Annotated in this window: 19 protein-coding genes and 1 pseudogene; 13 read left to right on the top strand and 7 right to left on the bottom strand. The window is 71.7% G+C overall.

Annotated features, from left to right (window positions below; genetic code table 11):
- Positions 1 to 32 precede the first annotated feature (32 nt).
- A complete protein-coding gene (locus ACRWNP_RS04370) occupies positions 33 to 221 on the top strand; it encodes a hypothetical protein (protein WP_431959569.1) in 189 nt (62 codons plus the stop codon).
- Positions 222 to 279: 58 nt separating this feature from the next.
- Here the strand turns inward: ACRWNP_RS04370 and ACRWNP_RS04365 are convergent, their stop codons facing one another.
- Positions 280 to 2331 carry a D-alanyl-D-alanine carboxypeptidase gene (locus ACRWNP_RS04365; protein ID WP_431959568.1) on the bottom strand — a complete coding sequence of 684 codons (2052 nt, stop codon included), beginning with the start codon at positions 2329 to 2331 and terminating at the stop codon, positions 280 to 282.
- A 483-nt stretch (positions 2332 to 2814) separates the two neighbouring features.
- Here ACRWNP_RS04365 and ACRWNP_RS04360 point away from each other — a divergent pair, with 483 nt between their 5' ends.
- The 3 genes from ACRWNP_RS04360 (at position 2815) to ACRWNP_RS04350 (ending at position 4982) form a co-directional block, all read left to right on the top strand.
- The gene (locus tag ACRWNP_RS04360) at positions 2815 to 3525 is read left to right on the top strand and encodes a GOLPH3/VPS74 family protein (protein WP_431959566.1); all 711 of its coding nucleotides are present in this window, start codon (positions 2815 to 2817) and stop codon (positions 3523 to 3525) included.
- A 208-nt stretch (positions 3526 to 3733) separates the two neighbouring features.
- Complete coding sequence (locus ACRWNP_RS04355; protein ID WP_431959565.1) at positions 3734 to 4591, top strand: helix-turn-helix domain-containing protein; 858 nt, start codon at positions 3734 to 3736, stop codon at positions 4589 to 4591.
- 181 nt (positions 4592 to 4772) lie between these two features.
- The gene (locus ACRWNP_RS04350) at positions 4773 to 4982 is read left to right on the top strand and encodes a DUF397 domain-containing protein (RefSeq protein WP_431959564.1); all 210 of its coding nucleotides are present in this window, start codon (positions 4773 to 4775) and stop codon (positions 4980 to 4982) included.
- Between the two features lie 81 nt (positions 4983 to 5063).
- On the opposite strand, the gene ACRWNP_RS04345 is transcribed toward ACRWNP_RS04350, so the two are convergent.
- Together ACRWNP_RS04345 and ACRWNP_RS04340 are read right to left on the bottom strand one after the other, a co-directional pair.
- Complete coding sequence (locus tag ACRWNP_RS04345; protein ID WP_431959563.1) at positions 5064 to 7394, bottom strand: tetratricopeptide repeat protein; 2331 nt, start codon at positions 7392 to 7394, stop codon at positions 5064 to 5066.
- Complete coding sequence (locus tag ACRWNP_RS04340; RefSeq protein WP_431959606.1) at positions 7391 to 7816, bottom strand: hypothetical protein; 426 nt, start codon at positions 7814 to 7816, stop codon at positions 7391 to 7393. Before ACRWNP_RS04340 ends, ACRWNP_RS04345 begins: the two co-directional genes overlap by 4 nt.
- Before the next feature lie 461 nt (positions 7817 to 8277).
- Here ACRWNP_RS04340 and ACRWNP_RS04335 point away from each other — a divergent pair, with 461 nt between their 5' ends.
- The 3 genes and pseudogenes from ACRWNP_RS04335 to ACRWNP_RS04325 all read left to right on the top strand — a co-directional run bounded on the left by ACRWNP_RS04335 (position 8278) and on the right by ACRWNP_RS04325 (position 11563).
- The gene (locus ACRWNP_RS04335; protein ID WP_431959562.1) at positions 8278 to 9471 is read left to right on the top strand and encodes a PLP-dependent aminotransferase family protein; all 1194 of its coding nucleotides are present in this window, start codon (positions 8278 to 8280) and stop codon (positions 9469 to 9471) included.
- A 48-nt stretch (positions 9472 to 9519) separates the two neighbouring features.
- Positions 9520 to 9754: pseudogene (locus ACRWNP_RS04330) on the top strand (SDR family oxidoreductase); the annotation flags it as partial.
- A gap of 279 nt (positions 9755 to 10033) precedes the next feature.
- Positions 10034 to 11563 carry a sodium:solute symporter family protein gene (locus ACRWNP_RS04325; RefSeq protein ID WP_431959561.1) on the top strand — a complete coding sequence of 510 codons (1530 nt, stop codon included), beginning with the start codon at positions 10034 to 10036 and terminating at the stop codon, positions 11561 to 11563.
- 114 nt (positions 11564 to 11677) lie between these two features.
- Here ACRWNP_RS04325 and trxA read toward each other — a convergent pair whose 3' ends face one another.
- Entirely contained in the window at positions 11678 to 12013 is a 336-nt protein-coding gene (gene trxA / locus ACRWNP_RS04320) for a thioredoxin (protein ID WP_431959560.1), read from the bottom strand.
- Positions 12010 to 12429: a MerR family transcriptional regulator gene (locus tag ACRWNP_RS04315; RefSeq protein WP_431959559.1), complete on the bottom strand. Its 420-nt coding sequence runs from the start codon at positions 12427 to 12429 to the stop codon at positions 12010 to 12012. The genes trxA and ACRWNP_RS04315 overlap by 4 nt, the downstream gene beginning before the upstream one ends.
- 122 nt (positions 12430 to 12551) lie before the next feature.
- On the opposite strand from ACRWNP_RS04315, the gene ACRWNP_RS04310 reads away from it, so the two are divergent.
- Positions 12552 to 15125, top strand: a complete 2574-nt coding sequence (locus tag ACRWNP_RS04310; RefSeq protein WP_431959558.1) for a bifunctional FO biosynthesis protein CofGH — start codon at positions 12552 to 12554, stop codon at positions 15123 to 15125.
- Between the two features lie 172 nt (positions 15126 to 15297).
- Here ACRWNP_RS04310 and ACRWNP_RS04305 read toward each other — a convergent pair whose 3' ends face one another.
- A complete protein-coding gene (locus tag ACRWNP_RS04305) occupies positions 15298 to 15765 on the bottom strand; it encodes an ester cyclase (RefSeq protein ID WP_431959556.1) in 468 nt (155 codons plus the stop codon).
- 454 nt (positions 15766 to 16219) lie between these two features.
- Here ACRWNP_RS04305 and ACRWNP_RS04300 point away from each other — a divergent pair, with 454 nt between their 5' ends.
- The 4 genes from ACRWNP_RS04300 (at position 16220) to ACRWNP_RS04285 (ending at position 20065) form a co-directional block, all read left to right on the top strand.
- A complete protein-coding gene (locus ACRWNP_RS04300; protein ID WP_431959555.1) occupies positions 16220 to 17146 on the top strand; it encodes a LysR family transcriptional regulator in 927 nt (308 codons plus the stop codon).
- Positions 17147 to 17560: 414 nt separating this feature from the next.
- Positions 17561 to 18307 carry an SCO2400 family protein gene (locus tag ACRWNP_RS04295; RefSeq protein ID WP_431959553.1) on the top strand — a complete coding sequence of 249 codons (747 nt, stop codon included), beginning with the start codon at positions 17561 to 17563 and terminating at the stop codon, positions 18305 to 18307.
- 17 nt (positions 18308 to 18324) lie between these two features.
- On the top strand, positions 18325 to 18807 hold the full coding sequence (locus ACRWNP_RS04290) for a DUF6069 family protein (protein ID WP_431959552.1): 483 nt from the start codon (positions 18325 to 18327) through the stop codon (positions 18805 to 18807).
- A 151-nt stretch (positions 18808 to 18958) separates the two neighbouring features.
- The gene (locus ACRWNP_RS04285; RefSeq protein WP_431959551.1) at positions 18959 to 20065 is read left to right on the top strand and encodes an ADP-ribosylglycohydrolase family protein; all 1107 of its coding nucleotides are present in this window, start codon (positions 18959 to 18961) and stop codon (positions 20063 to 20065) included.
- 462 nt (positions 20066 to 20527) lie between these two features.
- Here the strand turns inward: ACRWNP_RS04285 and ACRWNP_RS04280 are convergent, their stop codons facing one another.
- Positions 20528 to 21241, bottom strand: a complete 714-nt coding sequence (locus ACRWNP_RS04280; protein WP_431959550.1) for an AMP-binding protein — start codon at positions 21239 to 21241, stop codon at positions 20528 to 20530.
- 302 nt (positions 21242 to 21543) lie between these two features.
- On the opposite strand from ACRWNP_RS04280, the gene ACRWNP_RS04275 reads away from it, so the two are divergent.
- The gene (locus ACRWNP_RS04275) at positions 21544 to 24483 is read left to right on the top strand and encodes a BTAD domain-containing putative transcriptional regulator (RefSeq protein ID WP_431959549.1); all 2940 of its coding nucleotides are present in this window, start codon (positions 21544 to 21546) and stop codon (positions 24481 to 24483) included.
- Positions 24484 to 24501 lie beyond the last annotated feature (18 nt).

Genomic DNA, 24501 nt, shown 5'->3' with positions numbered 1-24501 from the left:
CGGCCGGGCGCGGACCGGGCGGAGGTGGACCGATGGAACAGGTGGCCGTGTTCTGCGGCAACTGCGACTGCGGCTGTCCCACGCTGTACGTGGACGAAGCGGCGCCGGCCGACCAGCGGGTCGTGCTGACCGACGACTTCGGGCAGCGGGTGCGGATGAGCGCCGAGCAGTTCCGCTCGCTGGTCGAGGAGGCGAAGGCGGGCCGGCTGGACCACGTGTAGCGGTCCGGCCGGCCCGCCCTCCCGATCGCCCGCGCACCGCGGGCGGGGCTGACCCGGGTCAGGCGACCCGGGTCAGCTTCGAGCCGAAGGAGGGCTCGACGAGGGCCGACTCCAGCAGGACCGGGACCCGGATCGTGCTGTCGCCGTTGCCGACGACGAGTTCACCGACCTGGGCACCGGCGTTCGCCATGTGCGGGAGGCCCGCCTTGCCGGCCTCCACCGAGATGTCGACCTCGAGGCCCGCCCAGCCGATCGCGGTGACGTCCTTCCCTGCCACCACCGGGGTGTGGCCGCCGAGACCGTCGTCGACGTAGCCGACGACGTCACCCTTGTTGATGATCGTGGCCGAGGCGAGCGCGTCCCGCGTGCCGTCGATCAGGGTGTGGCTGCGGCCGAGGACCGTGTCGATGATCGGCGCCTTCTGCTGGTCCAGCATCGCGCCGACGATCAGCTGCTTGGTGCCGCCGATCGTGCGGTAGGCGGCGAAGAGCAGGTTGCCGCCGGCCTTGGTGCTGGTGCCGGTCTTGATGCCGACGATGTCGTTGTAGCCCGCCAGCTGGTTGTAGTTCTTCTGGACGTTGCCGTTGATGTCCGTGTACTGGATCTTGGTGGCGATCTCCGCGAAGACCGGGTTCTTCATCGCCGCGTGCCCCAGCTTGACCTGGTCGCTCGCGGTGCTGACGGTGGTGGCCTCCAGGCCGCTCGGGTCGGTGTACGTCGTGTCGTCCATCCCGAGTTCCTTGGCGGTGGCGTTCATCTTCTTCACGAACGCCTCCTCCGATCCCGCGTCCCAACGGGCCAGCAGACGGGCGATGTTGTTGGCCGAGGGCAGCATGACAGCCTCCAGCGCCTCGTACTCGCTGAGCTCCTGCCCCGCGGTGACGGGGACGACGGACTCCGACTCCTGCGTGCCGCTGTGGTACTGGTCCTCGGCCTTCTGGTCGACCTCGACGGTCTTGCCCTTGCCGCCCTTCTTGATCGGGTGGTCGCGCAGGATGACGTAGGTCGTCATCACCTTGGCGACGCTCGCGATCGGCGTCGGCTTCTGCTCGCCGAACTCGCCCATGCGGCCGAGGCCCTCGGCCTCGACGACCGCCTGGCCCTCGCTGGGCCACGGGAGCGCGAGCTCGTCACCCTTGAAGGTGTACGAGGTCTCGGCGGTCGTTTCCAGCTCCGGCTCGGGCAGCGGACGCAGCGCCTGAGCCACGCAGAAGGCCACGATCAGCAGCAGGACCAGCGGGGTCCAGATCTTGATCCGCCGCACGGTCGTACGCAGCGGCGTCTGCGGCGGCGGCGGCGTGTTCGTCAGTTCCGCCAGCAGCCGCAGCGGCTCGTCGGGGTCGGGCGGCAGCGGCATCTGCTTCGTCCGCGAACCGCCGCCGGGCTCCGTGGTCCGCGCGGCATCCGCGGGTGCCGGGGCCTGCGGGCCCACGACCGGGCGGTCGTCGGTCCTCAGGGGGACAAACGTTCCGCTCGGCCGGGGAGGCGCGACGACGGGCGCGGAGGCGGAGGGCGCGCGCAGGGTCAGGGTGCGGTCCCTGACCGGCGTCCCGCCGCCCTCCGTACGGGGCGCGCGCAGCGTGAGCGTGCCCTCCCCGGCCCTGGGGCCGTCGTGTCCGCCCCCGGACGCCTCGCGCGCCCCGGGGCCGCCCTTGACGCCTCCGAGGCCCTGTGAGGGGCCCTCAGTGCCGCCGTCCGCGGGCTCGCCGGACGGGGCGTCGTCCTCCGGGGTCTCCTCGTCCGCGCCGCCGGCGGGGGCGTCCTCGACGGAAGCGTCCTCGGGCTCCGCTTCGGCGTCCGCCGCGGTCCCCGCGTCCGCCGCATCCTCCTCCGGCTCCTCGTCCGGCTCCTCGTCCGCGTCGGCGGACGGCCCCTCGTCCGTCCCCGCGGGCTCGTCGGCCTCCCCGGGCTCCTCCGCGCGCGCCCCGCCCGCGGTGGGCTCGGCGTCGCCCTCGGTCCCGGCTTCGGCGGTACCGGACTCCTCCGCTTCGGCCTCCTCGGCCTCCTCGACGACTGCGTCGTCGGTACGGGATTCCGCGTCGTCCCCCGCGCCGTCGGCCGGAGGGGTGTCCTCCGCCTCCGGCGTAGCGTCCTGCGCACCGCCGTCCACGTCCGCTCCGTCGTCCGGCGTAGCGGAAGCACTCCGATCCGGATCCGGTGCGCCCTCCGCTTCGGGCGGCTCCGGCGTGAACCCCGCTTCTCCGGTGGCCGGTTCCGATGCGCCCCGGGGCGCTCCCACGACCCCGCGGAAGACTGTCAGCCTCGGATCCACCGCCCCGCCTCCGGTCGCCTCCCCCGACGACTCCTGCTGCTCCGCCCTGCCGGGGGACTCGCCCGCCACCGGACCTCCTCCACACTTCGCGCGATGCGCCGCCACGGCGCCCCGCTCACCCATACACCAGTTTCCAGGCCCCTGCTGTGAAGCCACCGGGGGACCCGCCGTGGGACGCCCCGGCTCCCCGCGAGTCACCGCCGCCCTCGGTGCTAGACGAGAACGACATATGAGTCGGTTCCCGCACGAACGGGCAAGGCGCTCTCGACAGGCCGGTGTGAGAGGCGTCACCCTGTCATTCATCCACGCGGGGAGGCATGGATGGGCAGGAGCCGCAGAACACTTCCGGAGGAGCTACTGCTTCTCGCCCTGGACCCGGCCACGGGTACCACGGCGCAGCCGCAGTCGCTCGACCTCGGTCTTGCCGGGGCACAGCTAGTGGAGCTGGCCCTCGCAGGACGGATAGCCCCTGACGGGGATCGTATCGCCGTGGTGCACCCACGGCCGACAGGAGATCCGACCCTGGACTCCGCGCTCGAACTGCTGCGCCGTCGCGGCAGCCCCGTGCGCGCCGTCCACTGGATCGGCGGGCCCCGCCTGGGGCTGCGCCAGACGTATCTCGCGCATCTGGAACGGTGCGGCATGGTGCACGCCGTGCCGGGGCAGATGTGCGGGGTGCTGCCGACCACGCGCTATCAGGCGACCGACAGCGAGGTCAGCCGGGAGATCAGGGCCCGGCTGGACAGCGCGATCCGCACCGGGATGCCACCGGACCCGCGGACCGCCGCTCTCGCCGCGATCGCCCATGCCGTGGGGCTCGGCAAGCACCTGTACCCGGGCAACGAGGGCCGGTCGTCCCGATCGCGGCTCCGTGACCTGATCAGGTACGACCCCATGGGCGGCCTCGTCGCGCACGCCGTGATGGACGTGCAGAACGGTGCCGCCGCGCAGCCGAAGCGCGCCCCCGCCCAGGGGCGTCCGGCGGCGGCCAGGGCGACGGGCCACGGCATGGTCCGCGCCGGCGTCCGCTGACCCGGGGTGTCCGGCGGCAGGGCCCGGACACCGTGACGAACGCGACCCCACGCAACCGCCCCGCGCGCTGCTGTTTGTCCGCTCTTTCGAAGAGCGCAGCATATGACCAATTCCCAGCGGGGGGATGACCGATAGTGGCACTCTGCTGACCAGCAGTACATATCTGCAGAGAACACGGACCAGTCCGCAACCCGGAGGTGCACATCCCGTGGCCGCCAACGTCAATCCCACCGTCAGGCGACGCCGACTCGGCTCGGAACTGCGCAAGCTGCGTGAGCAGAAGGGAATGACCGCGGAGGAGGTCGCCGCCCGGCTGCTGGTCTCCCAGTCGAAGATCAGCAGGCTGGAGAACGGGCGCCGCAGCATCAGCCAGCGCGACGTGCGCGACCTGTGCAGCGTGTACGGGGTCGAGGACAGCCGCCTCGTCGACTCGCTGATGAACATGGCGCGCGAGTCCCGGCAGCAGGGCTGGTGGCACGCCTTCGGCGACGTCCCCTACAGCGTCTACATCGGCCTGGAGACCGAGGCCGAGTCCCTGCGCGTCTACGAATCCCTCATCATGCCGGGCCTGCTGCAAACACGCGGCTACGCGGAGGCAGTCATCGAGGGCATGTGGCCGGAGGCAACACCCGCGGACCTCGAGAAGCGGATCCAAGTGCGGCTCAAGCGGCAGGAACGCATCTTGGACCCCGTGAAGCCGCTGCGCTACTGGGCCGTCGTCGACGAGGCGCTCCTGCGCCGCGTGGTGGGCAGCAAGGTGGTCATGCGCGAGCAACTGGAGCACCTGGCAAACGTAAGCTCCATGCCGCACGTCACACTGCAGGTGCTCCCCTACGCCGTGGGCGCTCACCCGGGGATGTACGGCAAATTCGCCATCCTGGAGTTCGAGGACGAGTCCGACGCCAGCGTGGTCTACCTCGAGGGCGTCACCAGCGACCTGTACCTCGAGAAGCCGTCGGACGTGCAGAGCTACAGCGTCATGTACGAACACTTGAGGGCCCAGGCCCTGAATGCCGAGCAGTCCCGGCAGTTCGTGATCGACATCGCCAAGGAGTACGCGACCTGATGGGGGTCCAGCACCCGTGGGCGGCAGGGTACACCGCAGGCCGCATGGTGGAAGCGGGTCATGGAATATGCCATCCGGTCGGGTGAACCGGCCATCCAGGATGTGATGTTGGCGAGTAGCGTCATTTGCGCCCCCGGGGCGTGATCACGCCTCCCCGACTGGACCATCCGGAGTGTAAAGAATGGCAACACCGCAGATCCACAAGGAAGCCTGGAAGAAGTCCTCGTACTCGGCTGCCAACGGCGACTGCATCGAGGTGGCGAGGCCGAGCGACGAGGTCATCGCCGTACGCGACTCCAAGGACCCCAAGGGACCGATTCTCAGCTTCACGAAGGAGTCCTGGGCCTCCTTCGTCGCAGCCGCGCAGCAGGGCGCATTCCCTGCCGCCTGACCCACCAGCAGATGAAGACGACCCCCTCGACTGGCCCGCCGTCCTGGCCGAGGGGGTGCACTTCCACCGCCACACCTACAACTAGTCGCCGTTGACGATGCGGCGGAGCTTCACCACCGACTCATCGGAGGATCCCAGAACGCGCTCAGCGGCCTCGAGATACCGCGATGCCACTTCCACCGCCTCCTCTCGCATGTCACAGGACGCCAGTTGCGAGGCAAGCCCGGCCTGATTGGCGAGAAGATAGGGATGCTCAGCCCCCAGTGCGCGTTCCTGGCCGATGACCACTCTTCTCCCCAAGTCGATCGCGTCCTGAAGCCGGCCGGTCCGCTCGTAGATCCAACTCAGCAATACCGCGGCCGAGAGTGCCTGCTGGTGGTCGCGGCCCTGGACACGTGAGCGGTCGTCGAGCACACGTTCCGCGACCGCCAGTGCCTCAGCAGTCTGCCCCCGCTTGAACAGCCCGTACGCCTGGTTGTGACGAGCCATGAGGGTTGTCGGGTGATCACTGCCCAGGCTGCTCTCACAGGCTGCCACGACGCTCGCCGCTGAATGATCGAACTCCTCGAAGTCGCCCAGAGGAACAAGGTGCTCCAGGAGGGTCGCCCGGGTACGCAGTGTCTCTACGTGATCGCCACCAAGCGCTTGTTGCTGCAACTCCGCAATACGACGCAGCAGCACCACACCTTCTGCTCGCCGGCCCATTTGGCAAAGCGGTGCCGCCAAGGCGTACCCACTCTCGCAGGTCTCGATGTGACCGGGTCCGAACAACCGCTCACAGTCGTCGAAGACTCGCCGGAGAACCTCTTCCGAGTCAGCAAAGCGCCCCAGCCGGAACAAGGCCCATCCCGCCCGTCTCAAGGCATGCATCACCCTGACGTCGGAAGCACCCAGCGCCCGCTCCCCGGCCTGCGCCGCACGGACCGCCAGATCATGCGCGCCGGTGTAGTCGCCACCTTCATGGAGCTGCTCCGCGATGCGCGATGCGAGCGTTACAACCGGGGCCGCAGCTTCTCCCAGCGGCTCCCTCTTCACCAGCGCCGCAATGTGTGGCGCCAGCACCCGACCCAGCTCCTGGGACTCCGCCGAAACCGCATCGTGAGGAGTGGCCGCCTCCAACAGGCTTGCCGCGGCGACAAGATAGGGCGATCTCTGCCTTTCGGGCACCTCGGCAGCCACGCTGCTGAGCAACACCCTGTGCGAACGGACCGATCGAACAGGACCATCCATACGCGGTACGTCGACAATCGCGACCAGGGAATGTTCGATCAACCCTCTGAGCGCCTGTTCGAGCCGTCCGCTGCGAAGCGAGGGTTCACCCTCCTCGGCGCCCAAGGTGACGGTCTCGGCCCGAGCGAGAACCGTGAGCGGCATGGGCTCCGCGCTCCAGCAGGACATGAGCCGTAGGAGTGTGGTGGCCTCGGGAAGTCCCTCGCCGGCAAGCGCCTCCAGCGAGAGCTTCCACGTACGTGCGACGGGGTCGTCTTCCGCGCCGATGCGCCCCACAGCCGGCAACCCCCGATTCAGCTGTCCGAGCGGGTCCTCCTCCAGACGATCCGCATACTCAGACATGGATACGGCCTCCAGTAGCCGGCTCGACAGGTAGGAACCGGCCAGGTTCAACGCCAAGGGCAGGCATCCCAGCTTCTCCGCCACCTTGACGGCTTGCTCGAAGCCTCCTGCTTCCGGCGCGAGGTCACAAAGGGCCTGCGCAGCGTCATGAAGCGGCAGCACCTCGACCGCATGCCGGACGGCCTCTCGCCACACCGGCGAGTGCGCCCGCCGAGAGGTCACCATCACCACGCCATTGCGGCTCCTCCTGAGCCATCCTCCGGCGAGCACGGTGGGATCGTCCGCGTTGTCGATCACCAGCAGCCAGGGGTGGACGGCATGGTCGAGGTACTTCCACACAAGGTCGGCCGCCGGACGCAAGCCCGCCTGCGCCGCTGCCGCCTCTGCCGGGTCGGCGCCCTGGTCGATGGCGACCGCCAGCATTGCCGCGCGGAACCCGGCGGGATCGGAGGCGCTGACCCACAAGCCCACCTTGTCCGTCGTGGCGGATGCCTCCTCGAACACCGCATGCACCAGGGAGGTCTTTCCCGCACCCCCGACCCCGTGAAGCACATGAACCGACCCGCCCTCGCCCGCGAGGACTTCCCGGAACCTGGCCATCAATTCGGAACGATCGCGAAGAACCCCCGGAACCGTCCCAACGAGTGGCACCCGCACCGAGTCGGGTACCGGAAGCCGCGGCCCGTCCCGTTCCAGCCCTCCCGGTGTCAGGCCAGGTCTCTCCCCGTAGTGATGGTGATGTTCGACGATGTGCTGGTCACGCGCAGCCTGAAAGACCCGGCCCTGCCCCGATGCCCGGCCGTACTGGGATCCCGGCTCCCCGTCCTCGGGGGCCGTCATCGTTCGGTGATGTGCTGGTCGCGTCCTGCCTGGTACACGCGGCTTTCCCCTTCGGCCCGCGCCTGAAGGTGAATCGTCGTGTGTACCTGAGCCCCGGTGACGGGTCCCGCCATCGCAAGATCGTCCAGGATCTGCCGCAGCTCATCGGCCGCGCTCGGGTCGTTCGCCAGCAATCGACGTATCCGTCCGGACCACTCCTCGGTGAGTTCGAGCTCCGTTCCCGCGTCTCCCGACTCTCGCGCCGCGAGGATGTCCTCCCGCGTCGCCTCGAGCTCTCCGATGATGCCGTCGGTCCGGCTCGGTTGCGTCCGGTTCCAAAGCGTCGCCAGGCTGTCCCGCACCCGCTGCCAGGCATCCGTTGCCATGAGGGTCACAACCGTGGTTCCCGCGCTGCGTGCCAGATCGACGATCTCCGGTTGCATCTCCACCCCACCCCGTCCCCGTATCGCATCCCGCCACGCGCGAGAGTCGATCCTCACACTACGGTCGCGAGTTGATGACTGTCCGGGGTCCGCGAGACTTCCACCGGCCTTGGTCCGAAGCCGTACCGCCTCCGGCTGGCGCAGCCGGTCGACGTAGGTGTCGGCCCCCGGCACCGTGGGGAGGAAGGGCGCGACGAGTTCGACCCGGCCCGGGCCCGTGCCGGCCGCCTCGGTGTCCGAGCCCGCGTTGGGGTGGCCGAGCGCGTGGAAGCCGCGGGGCCCCTCTGGCGCCGGCGATGAAGTGGTCGCCCGCGGGTTGGTTCGCCGTCGCGCTCGCTTCGGGTGTCCTCTTCGATGCCTCCGGTGCAGTTGACTGGAAGTCAGATATGGATGCCCATGGCGGTGCCCGACATATCTGTGTACGGTCCGCGAAATCACCCGCCACCGCGAAGGAGCCCGTCATGCGCGCCCCCGTTCCCGGCCTCGCCACCCGTGCCACCAGCGTCGGCGGATCTCCGGTACGGGAGATCCTCGCGCTGACCGCCCGTCCGGAGGTGATCTCCTTCGCCGGCGGGCTGCCCTCCCCCGAGCTCTTCGACGCCGCGGCGATACGCGCCGCCTACGACCACGTCCTCGCCGAGGCGCCCGAGAGGGTGCTGCAGTACTCCACCACCGAAGGGGACCCGGCGCTGCGCGGGGCGATCGCCGGCCGGCTCACCCGGGCGGGGCTGCCCACCGGCTCCGACGACCTGCTCGTCACCAGCGGCTCTCAGCAGGCCCTCACCCTGGTCTCCACGGCCCTGCTGGAACCCGGGGACGTCGTCCTCGTGGAGGATCCTGGCTACCTGGCGGCGCTGCAGTGCTTCGCCTTCGCGGGCGCCCGCGTGGTGCCCGTCCCCACCGACGCGGACGGCATCGACCCGATGGCCCTGGAACTGGCCGTCGTCCGGGAGAAGGCCAGGCTGCTCTACCTGGTGCCGACCTTCCACAACCCCACTGGCCGCACGATGACGGCCGAGCGCCGGCAGGCGGTCGCCCTGATCGCCGAACGTCACGGGCTGTGGATCGCGGAGGACGACCCGTACGGGGAACTGCGCTACGACGGCGAGGCGGAACCGTGGATCGCCTCCCACCAGGCTGCCGCGGACCGTACGGTCCTGCTCGGCAGCCTGTCCAAGATCATGGCGCCCGGGATGCGGCTCGGCTGGCTGCGCGCCCCGGCCGCGCTGCGCCGGGCGTGCGTGGTGGCCAAGCAGTCCGCCGACCTGCACACCTCGACCGTGGACCAGGCCGCCGCCGCCCGCTACCTCGCCGACTCCGACCTCGACGCCCATCTGGCGCGGGTCCGCGCCGCCTACCGGGAGCGGCGGGACGCCCTGCTGGCCGGACTGCCCGGGGCACTGCCCGAGGGCAGCGCGTGGAACCGGCCGGAGGGCGGCATGTTCGTCTGGGCCCGGCTGCCCACCGGGTACGACGCGGCACAGTTGCTGCCCCAGGTGGTGGCCCACGACGTGGCCTATGTGCCGGGGGCACCCTTCTACGCGGGCGAGCCCGACCGTGCGGCGTTACGGCTGTCCTTCGTCACGCACACCCCCGACGAGATCGGGGAAGGACTGCGCCGGCTCGCCAAGGCCCTGGCCATCGCGGCCGGCTGAGACCGTTTCCGACAGAGCGTCAATTCGCCTGCGTAGTGGCGGTGGTGGACCGCGCTCCCGGGCTGGATGCGGGGCCCGCCGGTCCAGGCCTGCGCCGGCTTCACGGCGCGCACCGAGGGCGCGCCCGAGGGCGAGGCGCCGCACCGGCCCGCCGGCCGTATGGCGCTTCTGGAGCCGGCCACGGACGGCGACGTGGCGGAGGCCGGCGCCCTCCTGACCTGCGACCGGGCGCGCGACCACCGGACGGTCGCCACTGGTGAACGCGGGCGAACTGCTGCGCTGACAGGGACGGATGGACCCGGACGGGCTGCGTCCGGCGTGCGGTCGTTCCGGCGAAGTACCCGCTCATGGTGGGGCGCCGTACACAGTCACAACAACGTGAAGTAAGGTCAAGAACGAGTAAAATCGTTCTACTCGCTGATCGGTGTTCATGTCCTTGAACATCGATGGTCTTGACCAGCCCCTTCCCAGGCGGTTCAATCTGGGGCGCCGCCCCGCGACGGACGTACCGGCGAAGTGCGCTCCCGTTCACAAGGCGGACCCCTGGAAGGGGCAACAACGCATGAATGGTCTCGACTGGGCCGTACTCATCGGCTACTTCGGCGTGATGGTCGCCATCGGCCTGTGGTCCCACAAACGCGTCGACGACGTCGGCGACTTCTTCACCGCGGGCGGCCGCATGCCCTGGTGGCTGTCCGGCATCTCGCACCACATGTCCGGCTACAGCGCGGTGATGTTCACCGGTTACGCCGGCATCGCCTACACCTACGGCGTCACCTCGTACGTCACCTGGTCCTTCCCGATCGCCATCGGCATCGCCATCGGCGCCAACCTCTTCGCGCCCCGGCTCAACCGGCTGCGCTCCCGGCTGCACGTGGCCTCGCCGCTGGAGTACCTGAAGAACCGTTACAACGTCCCGACCCAGCAGGCCCTCGCCGTCTCCGGCGTGCTGCTGAAGATCGTGGACGTGGGTGCCAAGTGGGCGGCGATCGCCACCCTCCTGTCGGTCTTCACCGGTGTCTCCCTCAACCAGGGCATCCTGATCACCGGCGCCGTCACGGCCGTCTACTGCACGGTCGGCGGGCTGTGGGCGGACGCCCTCACCGAGCTGGGCCAGTTCGTCATCCAGCTGCTGGCCGGCCTCGCCATGCTGGTGGCGGTCCTGGGCGAGATCGGCGGGATCAGCGGGCTGTGGACGGTCTGGGACAAGCTGCCGGACGACCACACCGCGCCGACCGCCGGGCCGTACACGCTGACCTTCCTGCTGGCGTACCTGTTCATCAAGACGTTCGAGTACAACGGCGGCATGTGGAACCAGGCCCAGCGCTACATGGCCACCTCCAACGCCCGCGCGGCGACCCGCTCGGCCCGGCTGTCGGCCGTGCTGTGGTTCGTCTGGCCGCTGGTCCTCTTCTTCCCCATGTGGGTGGCCCCGCTGCTGGTGAAGGCGCAGAAGCCGGACGCCTCGGACTCGTACGCCCTGCTGACCGAGCAATTGCTGCCGCACGGCCTGCTGGGCCTGGTGGTCGTCGGCTTCTTCTCGCACACCATGGCCATGTGCTCCTCCGACGCCAACGCCATCGCCGCCGTCTTCACCCGGGACATCGCGCCGGTGCTGTCCAGGGCGGCGCGCGGCTGGGACGCGCGGGCCGGGCTGATCGCCGCCCGGATCACCACCGTGGCCTTCCTCGCCCTGTCGATGGCGGTCGCCACCCAGGTCAACTCGCCGACCTTCAAGGACATCATCACGGTCGTCATCAAATGGGTGGCCGGTCTGATGGGCCCGATCGCGATCCCGTTCATGCTCGGGTTGCTGCGGACGTTCCGTAAGTCCGGCCCGACGGCGGCACTGGTCTCCTGGGCCGCCGGCCTGTTCGCCTTCTGGCTCACCAACTACGGGCTGGACGGGGTGCAGCTGCAGATCCAGATCGTGACGCCGCTGGCGGTCTCCCTCGTGCTGTACGTGCTCATCGGCTTCGCCAAGCCAGAGGACACCCCGGAGCGCGACGCGATCCTGGCGCGGATCAACTCCGACGACGACGGCGACGACGCGGCCGCCGCTGCCGTGCCCGAGGAGCCCGCGAAGGCCTGACGGCCGGTGTCCCGGGGCGGGCCGCCCACCCGCCCCGGGACAGCGGTACCCGCGTGCCGGCGGCTCGGTTCGCCTCCGAAGCGCTCGCCGAAGCAGCGGTGCCCGCGCCCCCGCTCACAGGACGTCGGCGAGTTCCTGCAGCAACCGCCGCTTCGGCCGTGCCCCCACCAGGGACATCACCGGCTCACCCGACCGGAAGACCATCAGGGTCGGCATCGACAGGACGCCGTACGCCGACGTCGCCCGCGGGTTGTGGTCCACGTCGAGCTGGACGACCTTCAGCCGGCCCGCCTCCTCCCGGGCGACCTCCGCCAGGACCGGGGCGATCTGGCGGCAGGGCGGGCACCAGTCGGCGGTGAACTCCACCAGCACCGGCCCCTCGGCCCCCAGTACCTCCTCGGCGAACGTCGCGTCGGTCACCTCGGTCAGGCCCTCGGTGTGCGTCGTCATCGCGTACTCCCCTCGCTTGCCTCGCAACTGAACTCGCAGCGCGGTTCGGACGCGCCCCCGGCCGAGGCCAGCTCGGCGCGGACGAGTTGCGAGCCGAGCCGCTCACGGACCTCCGTCAGACGGTCGATGCACTCGTCCAGCTCCGCCAGCTTGCGCCGGTAGACCTCGAGCGAGGCGGCGCAGGTGTCCCCCTGCGGGTGGCCGGCCCGCAGGCAGTCCACGAACGGGCGGGTGTCCTCCAGTTCGAAGCCGAAGGCGCGCAGTGCCTGGATCTGCCGGAGCAGCCGCAGGTCCTGCTCGTCGTAGGCCCGGTAGCCGTTGCCCGTACGCCGGGCGCGCAGCAAGCCGAGCGATTCGTAGTGGCGCAGGGCGCGGGTGGTGGTCCCGGCCCGTTCGGCGAGTTCTCCGATCCGCATGCCCCGACGGTAGACCTTGACGCCGACGTCAAGGCCAGTCCGGATATTCCCCGTCCGGGCCCCGCGGCCCGGTGATCCTTCCGACACCGCCGGCTGACGGATGCCGCGCCTATCCTCGGAGGATGACCCAGACTCCGCCCACCGCCAACAGCATGCGCCGTGCCCTGAGGCGTGCCCGTGACGGCGTCGCGCTCGACACCGCGGAGGCCGCGGTGCTGCTCCAGGCGCGGGGGGCGGACCTCGCCGCCCTCACCGAGAGCGCGGCCCGGGTGCGGGACGCGGGTCTGGAGGCGGCGGGACGGCCCCGCGTCATCACCTACTCCAAGAGCGTCTTCATCCCGCTCACGCGTCTGTGCCGGGACAAGTGCCACTACTGCACCTTCGCGACGGTCCCCGGCAAGCTGCGGCGGGCCGGGCACGGGATGTTCATGTCCCCGGACGAGGTGCTGGAGATCGCCCGCCGCGGTGCCGAACTCGGCTGCAAGGAAGCCCTGATCACGCTCGGGGACAAGCCGGAGGACCGCTGGCCCGAGGCCCGCGAGTGGCTCGACGCCCACGGCTACGACGACACCATCGCCTACGTCCGTGCGATGTCCGTGCGGATCCTGGAGGAGACGGGGCTGCTGCCGCACCTCAACCCCGGGGTCATGAGCTGGACGGACTTCCAGCGCCTGAAGCCGGTCGCCCCCTCCATGGGCATGATGCTGGAGACGACGGCGACCCGGCTGTGGAGCGAGCCCGGTGGCCCGCACTACGGCTCCCCCGACAAGGAACCCGCCGTGCGGCTGCGGGTGCTGGAGGACGCGGGCCGCAGCTCCGTGCCCTTCACCAGCGGCATCCTCATCGGCATCGGGGAGACCTACGAGGAGCGCGCCGACTCGCTGTTCGCGCTGCGCCGCGTGGCCCGGTCGTACCACGGCGTCCAGGAGCTGATCATCCAGAACTTCCGCGCCAAGCCGGACACCGCGATGCGCGGCATGCCGGACGCGGAACTGGACGACCTGGTGGCCACCGTGGCGGTTGCCCGGCACATCATGGGCCCGTCGGCCTGCCTTCAGGCGCCGCCGAACCTGGTGGACGCGGAGTACGCCCGGCTGATCGGGGCCGGCATCGACGACTGGGGCGGGGTCTCCCCGCTCACCCCGGACCACGTCAACCCCGAGCGGCCCTGGCCGCAGATCGAGGAGCTGGCGGCACGCTCGGCGGAGGCGGGCTTCAGCTTGCGCGAACGGCTGTGCGTCTACCCGGAGTTCGTCCAACGCGGCGAGCCGTGGCTCGACCCGCGCCTGCGGCCGCACGTCACCGCCCTGGCCGACCCGGCCACCGGCCTGGCCCGTGAGGACGCCGAGGTCACCGGCCGTCCCTGGCAGGAGCCCGAGGAGGTCTTCACCGCGGCGGGCCGCACCGACCTGCACCGCGCCATCGACACCGAGGGCCGCACCGGCGACCGCCGCGAGGACTTCGACGAGGTGTACGGGGACTGGGAGGCGCTGCGCGAGCAGGCCGCGCCCGGCCTGGTCCCGGACCGCATCGAGGCCGACGTGCGCACGGCGCTGTCCGTGGCCGCCGACGACCCCACGAAGCTGACCGACGCCGAGGCGCTCGCGCTGCTGCACGCGGACGGGGCGGCGTTGGACGCGCTGTGCCGGATCGCCGACGACGTCCGCCGTGACGCGGTCGGCGACGAGGTCACCTACGTCGTCACCCGGAACATCAACTTCACCAACGTCTGCTACACCGGCTGCCGCTTCTGCGCCTTCGCCCAACGCCGCACCGACGCCGACGCCTACACCCTGTCCCTGACCCAGGTCGCCGTCCGCGCCGAACAGGCCTGGCAGGTCGGCGCCACCGAAGTCTGCATGCAGGGCGGCATCCACCCCGACCTGCCCGGCACCGCCTACTTCGACATCGCGCGGGCGGTGAAGGAACGCGTGCCCGGCATGCACGTGCACGCCTTCTCCCCGATGGAGGTCGTCAACGGCGCCACCCGCACCGGCCTGTCGATCCGCGAATGGCTGACCGCCGCCAAGGAAGCCGGCCTGGACTCCGTCCCCGGCACCGCCGCCGAGATCCTCGACGACGAGGTCCGCTGGGTCCTGACCAAGGGCAAGCTGCCCGCCGCCACCTGGGTCGAGGTCATCACCACCGCCCACGAGCTGGGCCTGCCCTCCTCCTCCACCATGATGTACGGGCACGTCGACCAGCCCCACCACTGGCTCGCCCACCTGCGGCTGCTCGCACGGATCCAGCAACGGACCGGCGGTTTCACCGAGTTCGTGACCCTGCCCTTCATCCACACCAACGCACCGGTCTACCTCGCCGGCATCGCCCGCCCCGGCCCCACCCTGCGCGACAACCGCGCCGTCACCGCCATGGCCCGCCTCCTGCTCCACCCGCACATCCGCAACATCCAGACCAGCTGGGTCAAGCTCGGCACCGACGGCGCCGCCGAGATGCTCCGCTCCGGCGCCAACGACCTCGGCGGCACCCTGATGGAGGAGACCATCTCCCGCATGGCCGGCTCCAGCTACGGCTCCTATCGCTCCATCCGCGACCTCGTCGCCATCGCCGACGCCGCCGGCCGCCCGGCCCGCCAGCGCACCACCACCTACGGCGACGTCCCCGCCGAACGCATCGCCACAGGTCTGGCCACCGACGGCCACCTGCCGGAGCTGCTGCCGGTCCTGGAGGACTGACCGATCGCTTGAGAAGGTGCCCGCCACCACGGCTTCGCGACCCGCCGCCCCCGTTCGAGGGAGGCGGCGGTCGTATCGCGGGTCACCTGCGGATCATCGGGGAGTACCTCGTGCCCGCCGTGACGCACGGCCCGCTGGACGGGTCCTGCCCCGGCACGATCAGCGGCGGCCTTCAGTAGGAGGCGGGGACGAGTCCGACGCCGAGCTGGCGCAGCCACTCCAGGTTGTCGTACTGGACCCACTCTTCCGCCAGCCTGCCGTCCTCGTCGTAGCGGAACATGTTGATCAGAGTCAGCGTCACCTTCTTGCCGTGCGGCTGCACCGTTCCCACCGGCGTCGGATCGAACGGATTCTCGAAAATGCCGCCCATCTCCGTCCGGCAACCGATCAGATTCCCGGCTGAGACGATTTCATATCGCTCGCAGTAGTAGTCCGTGAAGGCGTTGCGCATCTGACTGAAAAAGCTCGACAGTTCCTCGAACCCGAGGTCGCCGTCGGGGCCGTGGAACGCGAAGTCCTCACTGAAGTAGGCGCGCAGTGCGCCCGGATTCTCCTTCGAGATGGCGTCCCGGCCGATGCGGACGAGCGCACGGGAACGCACGTCGTAGCGGGTGTCGTCGGGGGATATGAAATGAGTCATGGTGTTTCCTCTGAGATCAGGTTGCTCACGGTGCCGTGCCGCATCGCGGCGCGCCCCTGCGAAGCCGACGCAGCGCCGCAGAACCGGAAGCGGATTCCGGGTCGAAAGATCCTGCCCGGGATGGACTCGGTCTCTTGTAAGACCGCGCACAAACGCCGCGGGCGCCGGCGACCTGGCTGGCGGCCGGTCATGCTCTGCACTGCTTTCCTCATGAAACAGCTTTGCACCGCCGGAGACATTCCACCAGCGAATCGTTGGCATCGCTCCCATGCGGAAACAGCATGGCTCGCCGGCCGGAGCAGACCCGTCCTCGCATCCGCCGGCGTGCCGCTCCAGGTCGCTAAGCGCGTCCCCTCGCACGCTTCGGCACACAGCACGGCCGCCTCCCCTCGCCATGCTCTGAGTGGACGGTCGCGCTTTGCCCTACCTTGTCGTTCACGCATATCGTCGGGCCATGCCGGAACTGACGCTGACGGGCCTGCGAGTCACGCTGGAGGTCGCTCAGCGCGGGTCCTTCACCGCGGCGGCCGAGGCGCTCGGCTACACCCAGTCCGCGGTCTCGCGCCAGATCATGGCCACAGAAGCCGCAGTGGGGGCCCCGCTGTTCGAGCGGCAAGCCCGTGGAGTCCGGCCGACTCCGTCCGGGGAGGCGCTGCTGCGGCACGCGCGCCGCATGCTCGCAGACGCCGAAGCGGCGGAACTGGAGATCGCGGGGCTCCGCGACCGTCTCGCGGGGCGCCTGGCCGTCGGCGCGTACCCCACCGCGGCCGCGGTGCTGGTGCCCAGGGCCATCGCCCGCCTGCAAAAGGCGCACCCGGCCCTCACCGTGAGCCTGTGGGAGGCGGGCAGCCCCGCCCAGCTGCGCCGCCTTCGCGCGGGACGCCTCGAGGTGGCCGTCGTGGCAGTCGGGGAAGGGCTCCCCGACTACGACCTCACCGGGCTGCGCACCGAGGTCGTACGCACCGGCCGCGGGATAGGCGTGGCCGTCCACACGGCACATCCGCTGGCCTCCAGGGAAGAGGTGCACGTCGACGACCTGGCGCAAGAGGCGTGGATCGTGGGAGCCGGCGAGGAAGGCGGGCCCCGGTTCGGCGCCTGGCCCACCCTGGAAGCTCCGCGCGTGGCCTACGAGGCGCACAGCTGGCAGACGCGCCTCGGGCTCGTTGCCGCGGGACTGGGGATATCGGTCATGCCCGGGCTGGCCGCGGACATCGTCCCGCAGGGCGTGAAGTGGCTGCGTGTCGAGGATCCCGCGCTCAGGTTCAAGAGGGAGACCATGATGGTCACGGCCACCGACCTGTCGGCACGAGCGAGAGCCATGCGTCAAGCCATGCACGACGAGGTCGCCGGACTCGCGACGGAGCGCCGATCACCCGTGTGACCGGCTCCCCTGCCCGGAGAGCGCCTTCGAGATCTCGACCCGAAGGAGCCTCCTCGCTTGGCGCAGGTCGCGGACCGCGCGGCACCGTTTCCGCACAGCGCCCGCTTCTCACTCATCCCTGACCAGCCGAGAAAGCCCCTACCGAGGCGGAACCAACCGAGGAGTCCGCCGACGCCCTGCCGACACACCTCGTCGACGACCCACTCGCTCCCAGAGGGCGCGGCCGGGCCGCGCCCCCGGCTCGACCTGCGCAAAAGAGTCCGAGCAACTCTCCAAAAGCGTCACACAGGCTGCGCAGCTCCTTCGGGAGGTGTCGTTAGCGTTGCTGGCCGTCCCGCCCTGCACGGGGAACGTGCGCGCGGACCTGCCGCCGACGTCCCCCGGCGGCTCGCGTCAGCAGAGAAAGACTCGGAGATGGACTACTGCTCCTCTTGCCGTCGGCATCTCAACGGGGCTCTCGTGTGTCCGGGGTGCGGCGCCTACGCACCCGACATCGCGCCGCCCATGTGGCAGGGCCCGGGCTCCACCGCGGAATGGCAGACGAGCCGTGAAGCGGACTCCGACGACCCCGACGGCCCCGGCCAGGACGACGCCGACCCGTCCCCGCAGGGCCGTGCGGCCCGCCGCCGGCAGATGGAACGCTGGAAGAAGAACCGGCGTCGCGCCGCGGCCGCCACGGCCGTGGCGCTCGTCGGCGGCGGTCTCACCGTCGCGGCGATGCCGCACGGCGGCTCCGACGGCCGGGCCGACACGGCAGCGGCGGCGGAGGCGGAGCCACTGACGCCGGCCACGGCCCGTACTGTCCCGCTCTCCTCGATCCCGGCGCGGCCCGGTGGCGGTGACGCCGGCCACCGCCCCGGTGAGGGCGCGCCCACCGCCACCACCGCGCCGCGCGGCGAGGCGGCCCGCGCCGAGCCGTCCGCCGCGAGCACCGGCGCGCCGGCGCACACCGCCCCGCAGGGCGACGCCGGTTCACGGGTCCGCCCGGTCACGGCCGTCCTCGCGCCGGCGGACACCGCCCCGCACACCACCGCGCCCTCGTCCGCCCCCCACTTGCCCGCGGACGTCGCGACCACACCCCCCACAACGACGGCGACCCCCACGTCGTCGGCAACGAAGTCACCGATGCAGCTGTGCCTCCTGGTGCTCTGCGTCGGCTGACCGGAAAGGAACGTCACGTGTCAAGCAGCCACGCCGACCACGACCGCCGCCGAGTCAGCGCCTGGCGGTTGTGGGGCGTCGGAGCCGCGACCGCGGTGCTCGCCGTCCTGCTGGCCAAGTCCGGCATCCTGGTCGCGCGGAGATTCCTGCTGCTGCCGCTCTTCGCCCCCCAGGGCTACGGGCCGTGGCGCGACGCCGCCGCGACCGCCTACGTCCTCGGGGCAGGGCTCATCGCACTCGCCGCGACGCTGCTGCTACGCCTCCTGCTCGCCGCGACGCCGCGCGCCATGGTGTTCTTCGGCTGGATCATGACCGCGCTGACCTTCCTCGCCGTGCTGATCCCCCTGGCCCTGCACCGCTCGAACGAGATGCTCGCCGCCTGCGTGGTGAACCTGTTCATCGGGCTGATCGTCACCTCCCTGCTCGCGAGCGCGGCGCGCTGGGCACAGACCCGCGGCGGCCGGGCCCCCCGGCCGGCCTGGCAGGGCCGCGGCTGGTAGCACCCGAAGTCCCCGCCCCTTGAAGGCCCCCGCTGCCCGGCAGCGGGGGCCTTCCCCCGTGCGTGACCGACCACATTCCGTTCGTGACCGGAGGCCGACCGATCTGGGTCGATTACAGTGCTTGGTCGGGTCGGACAGAGAGGCGCTGGTCATGAGCGGGGCCGTATGGGGGCGTGCCGAGCAGCAGGACTTCCGCAGCCGGGTGCGCGGCTGCCTGCTCGGTGGCGCGATCGGCGACGCCCTCGGTGCCGGCGTCGAGTTCGACTCGCTGACGGACATACGACAGACGCACGGCAAGGACGGCGTCACCGATTACGTCCCGGCGTACGGGCGGCGGGGGGCCGTCACCGACGACACCCAGATGACGCTGTTCACCGCCGAGGGCCTGATACGCGCCCAGGTGCGCCGCGACGCCGGGGCCTGGCACCCGCCCACCGACGTGCACCGGGCCTACCTGCGCTGGGCGGCCACCCAGAACGACTGGGGGCCCGACGAGCGCCGCAAGGACACCGGCTGGCTGGCCCGCGAGGAGTGGCTGTACGCGCGCCGCGCCCCGGGCAAGGCCTGCCTGACCGGGCTCGCCGACGAGCGGATGGGCACCCTCGACAACCCCAAGAACCCGGACTCCAAGGGCTGCGGCACGGTCATGCGGTCCGCGCCCTTCGGGCTGCTGGTCGGCTGGGAGCCGCATCTGGTGCTGCAGCTCGCCGTCGAATGCGCCGCGCAGACACATGGTCACCCCACCGGCGTGCTGGCCGCCGGAGCGTTCGCCGTCATCGTCCACGGACTGGCCCGCGGCGAGGCCCTGGACGGCGCCGTGCAGCACGCGCTGGCCCTGATCGCCGCGCGCCCTGGGCACGAGGAGACCTCCGCTGCCCTGCAGGCCGCCCTCGGGGCCGTACGTCAGGGGCTGCCCAGCGCGGAGCGGGTGGAGTCCCTGGGCGCGGGCTGGACCGCCGAGGAGGCGCTCTCCATCGGCGTCTACTGCGCCCTGGTCGCCGAGGACGTCCGGCACGGACTGCTGCTGGCGGTCAACCACTCAGGGGACAGCGACTCCACCGGCTCGATCTGCGGCAACCTGCTCGGCGTGGAGCACGGCGAGACCGCCCTGCCCCCGGCGTGGACGGCGGAACTGGAGGGCCGGGGCACCATCCTGCAGCTCGCCGACGATTTCGCCATGGAGACGACGCAGGGCCCCGCGCTGCACGGACCCGGCGGCGCGTCCGCGGCGTGGCTGGAGCGCTACCCCGGCAGCTGACCGCGGGCCGAGGGCCGGCGGTCCGGGGTACCACGGCTGGGATGCCGCGGTTCACAGATACTGCGGTATCGCGCCGGCCCTCCGCCGGCCACCGCTGGGGGGGTGGCCCTGCGCGTGCGGCGGATTGCCCGCCCACACCCCCACCGGCCGTTGGTCGCAGGCGATACTGGGGGGCGGGGGAGCTGGGGGCATCCCCGGCCGAAGGCCGGGGGAGGGTGGGCGTTCTGAACCCTGACGCGTATGTGTCGTGCGGCACAGACGGCACAGACCTGCACCGCCCGCCACGCACATGAACACGCGGTCCGGAACGCCCAGCCCCGCAGGCCCCGACCCCGGCCCACCCGACGCACCCCGCGCAGGCCCGCACCAACCATCCGGGGCGATCGGGCGCGCGGGGGATGGCCGCCGCAGGCGCGGAAAACCCGCACACGACAACCGGGGCGGAACACCGCGCACCCCGGGTCACGCCACCCCCCCATCCGGCTCCAGCAGCAGCATGCGCCACACCGCGTCCTCCAACCCCTGCACGGAGGCGATCCACCCCAGCCCGTCCTCCGGGGTGCCCCGGCCCGCCGCGACCGCCAGCTCGCCGACCGCGTCCGCGAGGTCCCCATGCCGCAGCGCGGGCTCCATGCGGCCCCCGCCCAGCCCGTCGGCGACGTACCGCTCGTAACCGGGCGCCGTGCGCAGGACGCCGACCGGACGCCACTCCTGCGCCAGCCGGTCCACCGGCTCGCCGCCCACCCGGCGCCCGTCGGCCTCCACGACCTGGGTGCGCGAGCGGTCCACCGCGAGCGCGGTCCACGCGTCGGCACCCGTGAGCACCGCTGCGGGCCGGCAGCGCTCGACGGCCTCCGCGACCGTCCCCACCCCGTCCGGGCCGCCGCCGACCAGCGGCACCGCCGCCATCCCGGCGTACAGGCAGCCGTAGAACGCCCCCGCGAGGTCCACGCCCTGCGGATAGGCCAGCAGCACCCGGCTGCCCGGCGGCAGCAGCCGGCCCAGCCGTGCCGCGACCGCGCGCGCACGGCGGTCCAGCCCGGCGAAGTCGCAGTCGTACGGTTCGTACGGGCGCCCTTCCGGCTGCCGGAAGGCCCGGCTGCGCAGTGCGGGGCCGGGCAGCCGGTACACCGACGGCGCCGGCCCGCCGCCGCTCCGGCTCCGTGGTCCGCTCACGGCCTGCGACACACAACGCGAGCACATGGGCGTCCCTCCACTCCCCCGGTCGGACCGCCCGCCGACCCGGCGGCATATGACCGTACTTCACCTGAAACTGGCCCGAACATCCCCTGCTACTCCTCGGAACGCCCCTCCCGAAAGCCACCCATAGGTGACCGCATACAGGTTGAGGCGGCAAACTGGCACAGGCGGCGGAACCGATGGTGATGGTCCCGCCGTCCGTGAAAACTGTTCCGGCTCGTGATGAACGATCGATATACGCGCTCGTCGCGAAGGTACGGCGGCACCTGGGGGCAGGCATGGCAAGCGGTAAGGACCGGGGCGGAGCGCTGCGCTTCGCGGTGCTCGGCCCGGTGCGGGCCTGGCGCGGCACGGAGCCGGTCTCCGCCGGGTCGCCACAGCAGAAGGCGCTGCTGGCCGCGCTGCTGCTGCGCGGCGGCCGCACGGCCACCGCGCAGGAACTACTGGACGCCGTCTGGGGCGAGGACCCGCCGCCCACCGCGCTCGCGGCGCTGCGCAGCTACGCCTTCCGCCTCCGCAAGGCCCTCGGCGCCGACGCGCTGGCCACCGTCGGCGGCGGCTACGTGCTGCGCCCGGGGGACGACTTCGACCTCTCCCTGGCCGAACGGCACCAAGCCGCGGCGGAGAAGGCTCGCGCGGCCGGGGACCTGGCCACGGCCCGTGAGGAACTGCGCGGCGCCCTCGCCCTCTTCGACGGCGAGCCCCTCGCGGGGCTGCCCGGCCCGTACGCCGAGACCCAGCGCACCCGCCTGCTGGAATGGCGGCTGCAGCTCACCGAGACCTGCCTCGACCTGGACCTGCAGGCCGGCTGCCACGCCGAGGTGGTCTCCGAGCTCACCGTCCTGTCCGCCGAACACCCCTTGCGCGAGCGCCCGCGCGCCCTGCTGATGCTCGCCCTGTACCGCAGCGGACGGCAGGCCGAGGCGCTCGGCGTCTACGCCGACACCCGCCGCCTCCTGGACGACGAGCTGGGCGTCGACCCGGGTGCCGAACTCACCGAACTGCACCAGCGCGTCCTGGAGGCCGACCCGTCGCTGCTGCCGCCGCCCGTCCCGCAGGAAGAGGCCGCCGCCGAGCCGGTACGGCCGGCCCAGCTGCCGGCCACGGTCGCGGACTTCACCGGCCGCGACGCCTTCGTCCGCGAGCTCGGCGAGCGCCTGGCCGCGGCCTCGGCGGAGGGCGGCGTCATGTCGGTCTCCGCCGTCGCCGGCATCGGCGGGGTCGGCAAGACGACCCTCGCCGTCCACGTCGCCCACGCCGTCACGGGCACGTTCCCCGACGGCCAGCTCTACGTCGACCTCCAGGGCACCGCCGCCCGGCCCGCCGAGCCCGAGACGGTGCTCGCCTCCTTCCTGCGCTCCCTCGGCGTCGACGACTCCGCGATACCCGAGTCCCTCGCCGACCGCGCCGCGCTCTACCGCACCACCCTCGCGGGCCGCCGGATCCTGGCCCTGCTGGACAACGCCCATGACGCCGCCCAGATCCGTCACCTCCTGCCGGGAACGCCGGGCTGCGCCGCGCTCATCACCAGCAGGGTCCGCATGGTCGACCTCGCCGGGGCCCACCTGGTCGACCTCGACGTCATGAGCCCGGAAGAGGCCCTGCTGCTCTTCACCCGCATCGTCGGGGAGGAGCGCGTCGCCGCCGAACGCCAGGCCGCCCTCGACGTCGTCGCCGCCTGCGGCTTCCTGCCGCTCGCCATCCGCATCGCCGCCTCCCGCCTGGCCACCCGCCGCACCTGGACGGTCTCCTTCCTCGCCCGCAAGCTCAGCGACGAACGCCGCCGCCTGGACGAGCTCAAGGCCGGCGACCTCGCCGTCAAGGCCACCTTCGAGCTCGGCTACGGCCAGCTCACCCCGCAGCAGGCCGTAGCCTTCCGCCTGCTGGCCCTCGCCGACGGGCCGGACATCTCCCTGGAGGCGGCCGCGGCCGTCCTCGACATGGACGTCTACGACGCCGAGGAACTGCTCGAGGCCCTGGTAGACATCAGCCTCATCGAGTCCGCCGCGCCCGCCCGCTACCGCTACCACGACCTGGTGCGTCTCTACGCCCGCGACTGCGCCGAGCGCCACGAGAGCGACGACGCCCGCTGCGCCGCCCTGTCCCGGCTGCTGGACTTCTACCTGGCGTCGGCCGCGTGCGCGTACGAGCTGGAGAACCCCGGCGACCGCCTGCTGGCGCACCTCGCGCCCGTCGGCCGCCCCGGGCTGCCCTTCGACTCCCGCGAGGACGGCCTGGACTGGCTGTTCACCGAGGCGCCCAGCCTCCTCGCCGCGGTCCAGCAGGCAGCGGGCGGCGGCTGCGAGGGGCCGATGCGGCGAGCCGTCGACCTGCTCTTCACCGCGCAGGACCTGATGGAGTCCGGCATCCACGCGCGCCAGTACGAGCAGGCCACACGCGCCATCGTCGCCACGGCCGGCAGCTGCGGCGAACCGCTCGTGGAGGGCCGGGCCCGCGTACTGCTGGGCCAGCTGAACAGCCTGGCCGGACGGCTGGAGGAGGCGGACCGGGAGGCCGAACGCAGCCTCGTGCTGGGGCGAGCCGTCGGAGATCCTCTGACCAGCAGTTACGCCCCCAATCTGCGAGGGATGGTGGCCTTCCCGAGGCGGCGCTTCCAGGACTGCGCGGACCACCATTCCCAGGCCCTGGAAGCCTTCATGGCCGACGGCAACCGGCACGGCGGCGCCGCCGCGCTGAGCAATCTGTCCCGCGCCCAGATCGAGCTCGGGGACGTCTCCGCCGCCGTGACCTCGGCGGAGCAGGCCCTGTCGATCTACCGTGAGCTGCGCGCCGGGTTCCGCCTCGGCAACGGCCTCTACGCGCTCGCCATCGCGCTCACGGCGGCCGGTCGCCGCGAGGAGGCGCTGGCGTCGCTCTCCGAGGCGCTCCCCGTCTTCAGGGCGGCGCGGCAGCAGTTCTGGGAGGCCATGTCCCTCTTCCGCATGGCGGAGGTGCACCTGACCTCCGGCGCCCATCGCCAGTCGGCGGCGCTGGCCGAGCAGTCGCTGAACGCGCTGCGCGACCTCGGGGGTGAGCTCTACCGCGCGAAGGTGCTCACCGTCCTCGGGCGCGCGCTCGCCGAGGCCGGCCAGGTGGACCGTGCCCGCGCCTGCTGGCGGGACGCCCTGGCGGCCTTCGTCGCGCTGGGCTCCCCCGACGCCGACGAGGTGCGGCGCCTGCTGCACGGTCCCGCCGCCGCTCCGGCCGTCGCCGTCTAGCCGGTTCCGCGCTGCGCA

Origin of the sequence: Actinacidiphila sp. bgisy160 (assembly GCF_965342435.1) — a bacterium.
Taxonomy (GTDB): Bacteria; Actinomycetota; Actinomycetes; order Streptomycetales; family Streptomycetaceae; genus Actinacidiphila.
This window is presented reverse-complemented; position numbering and strand designations above follow the sequence as displayed.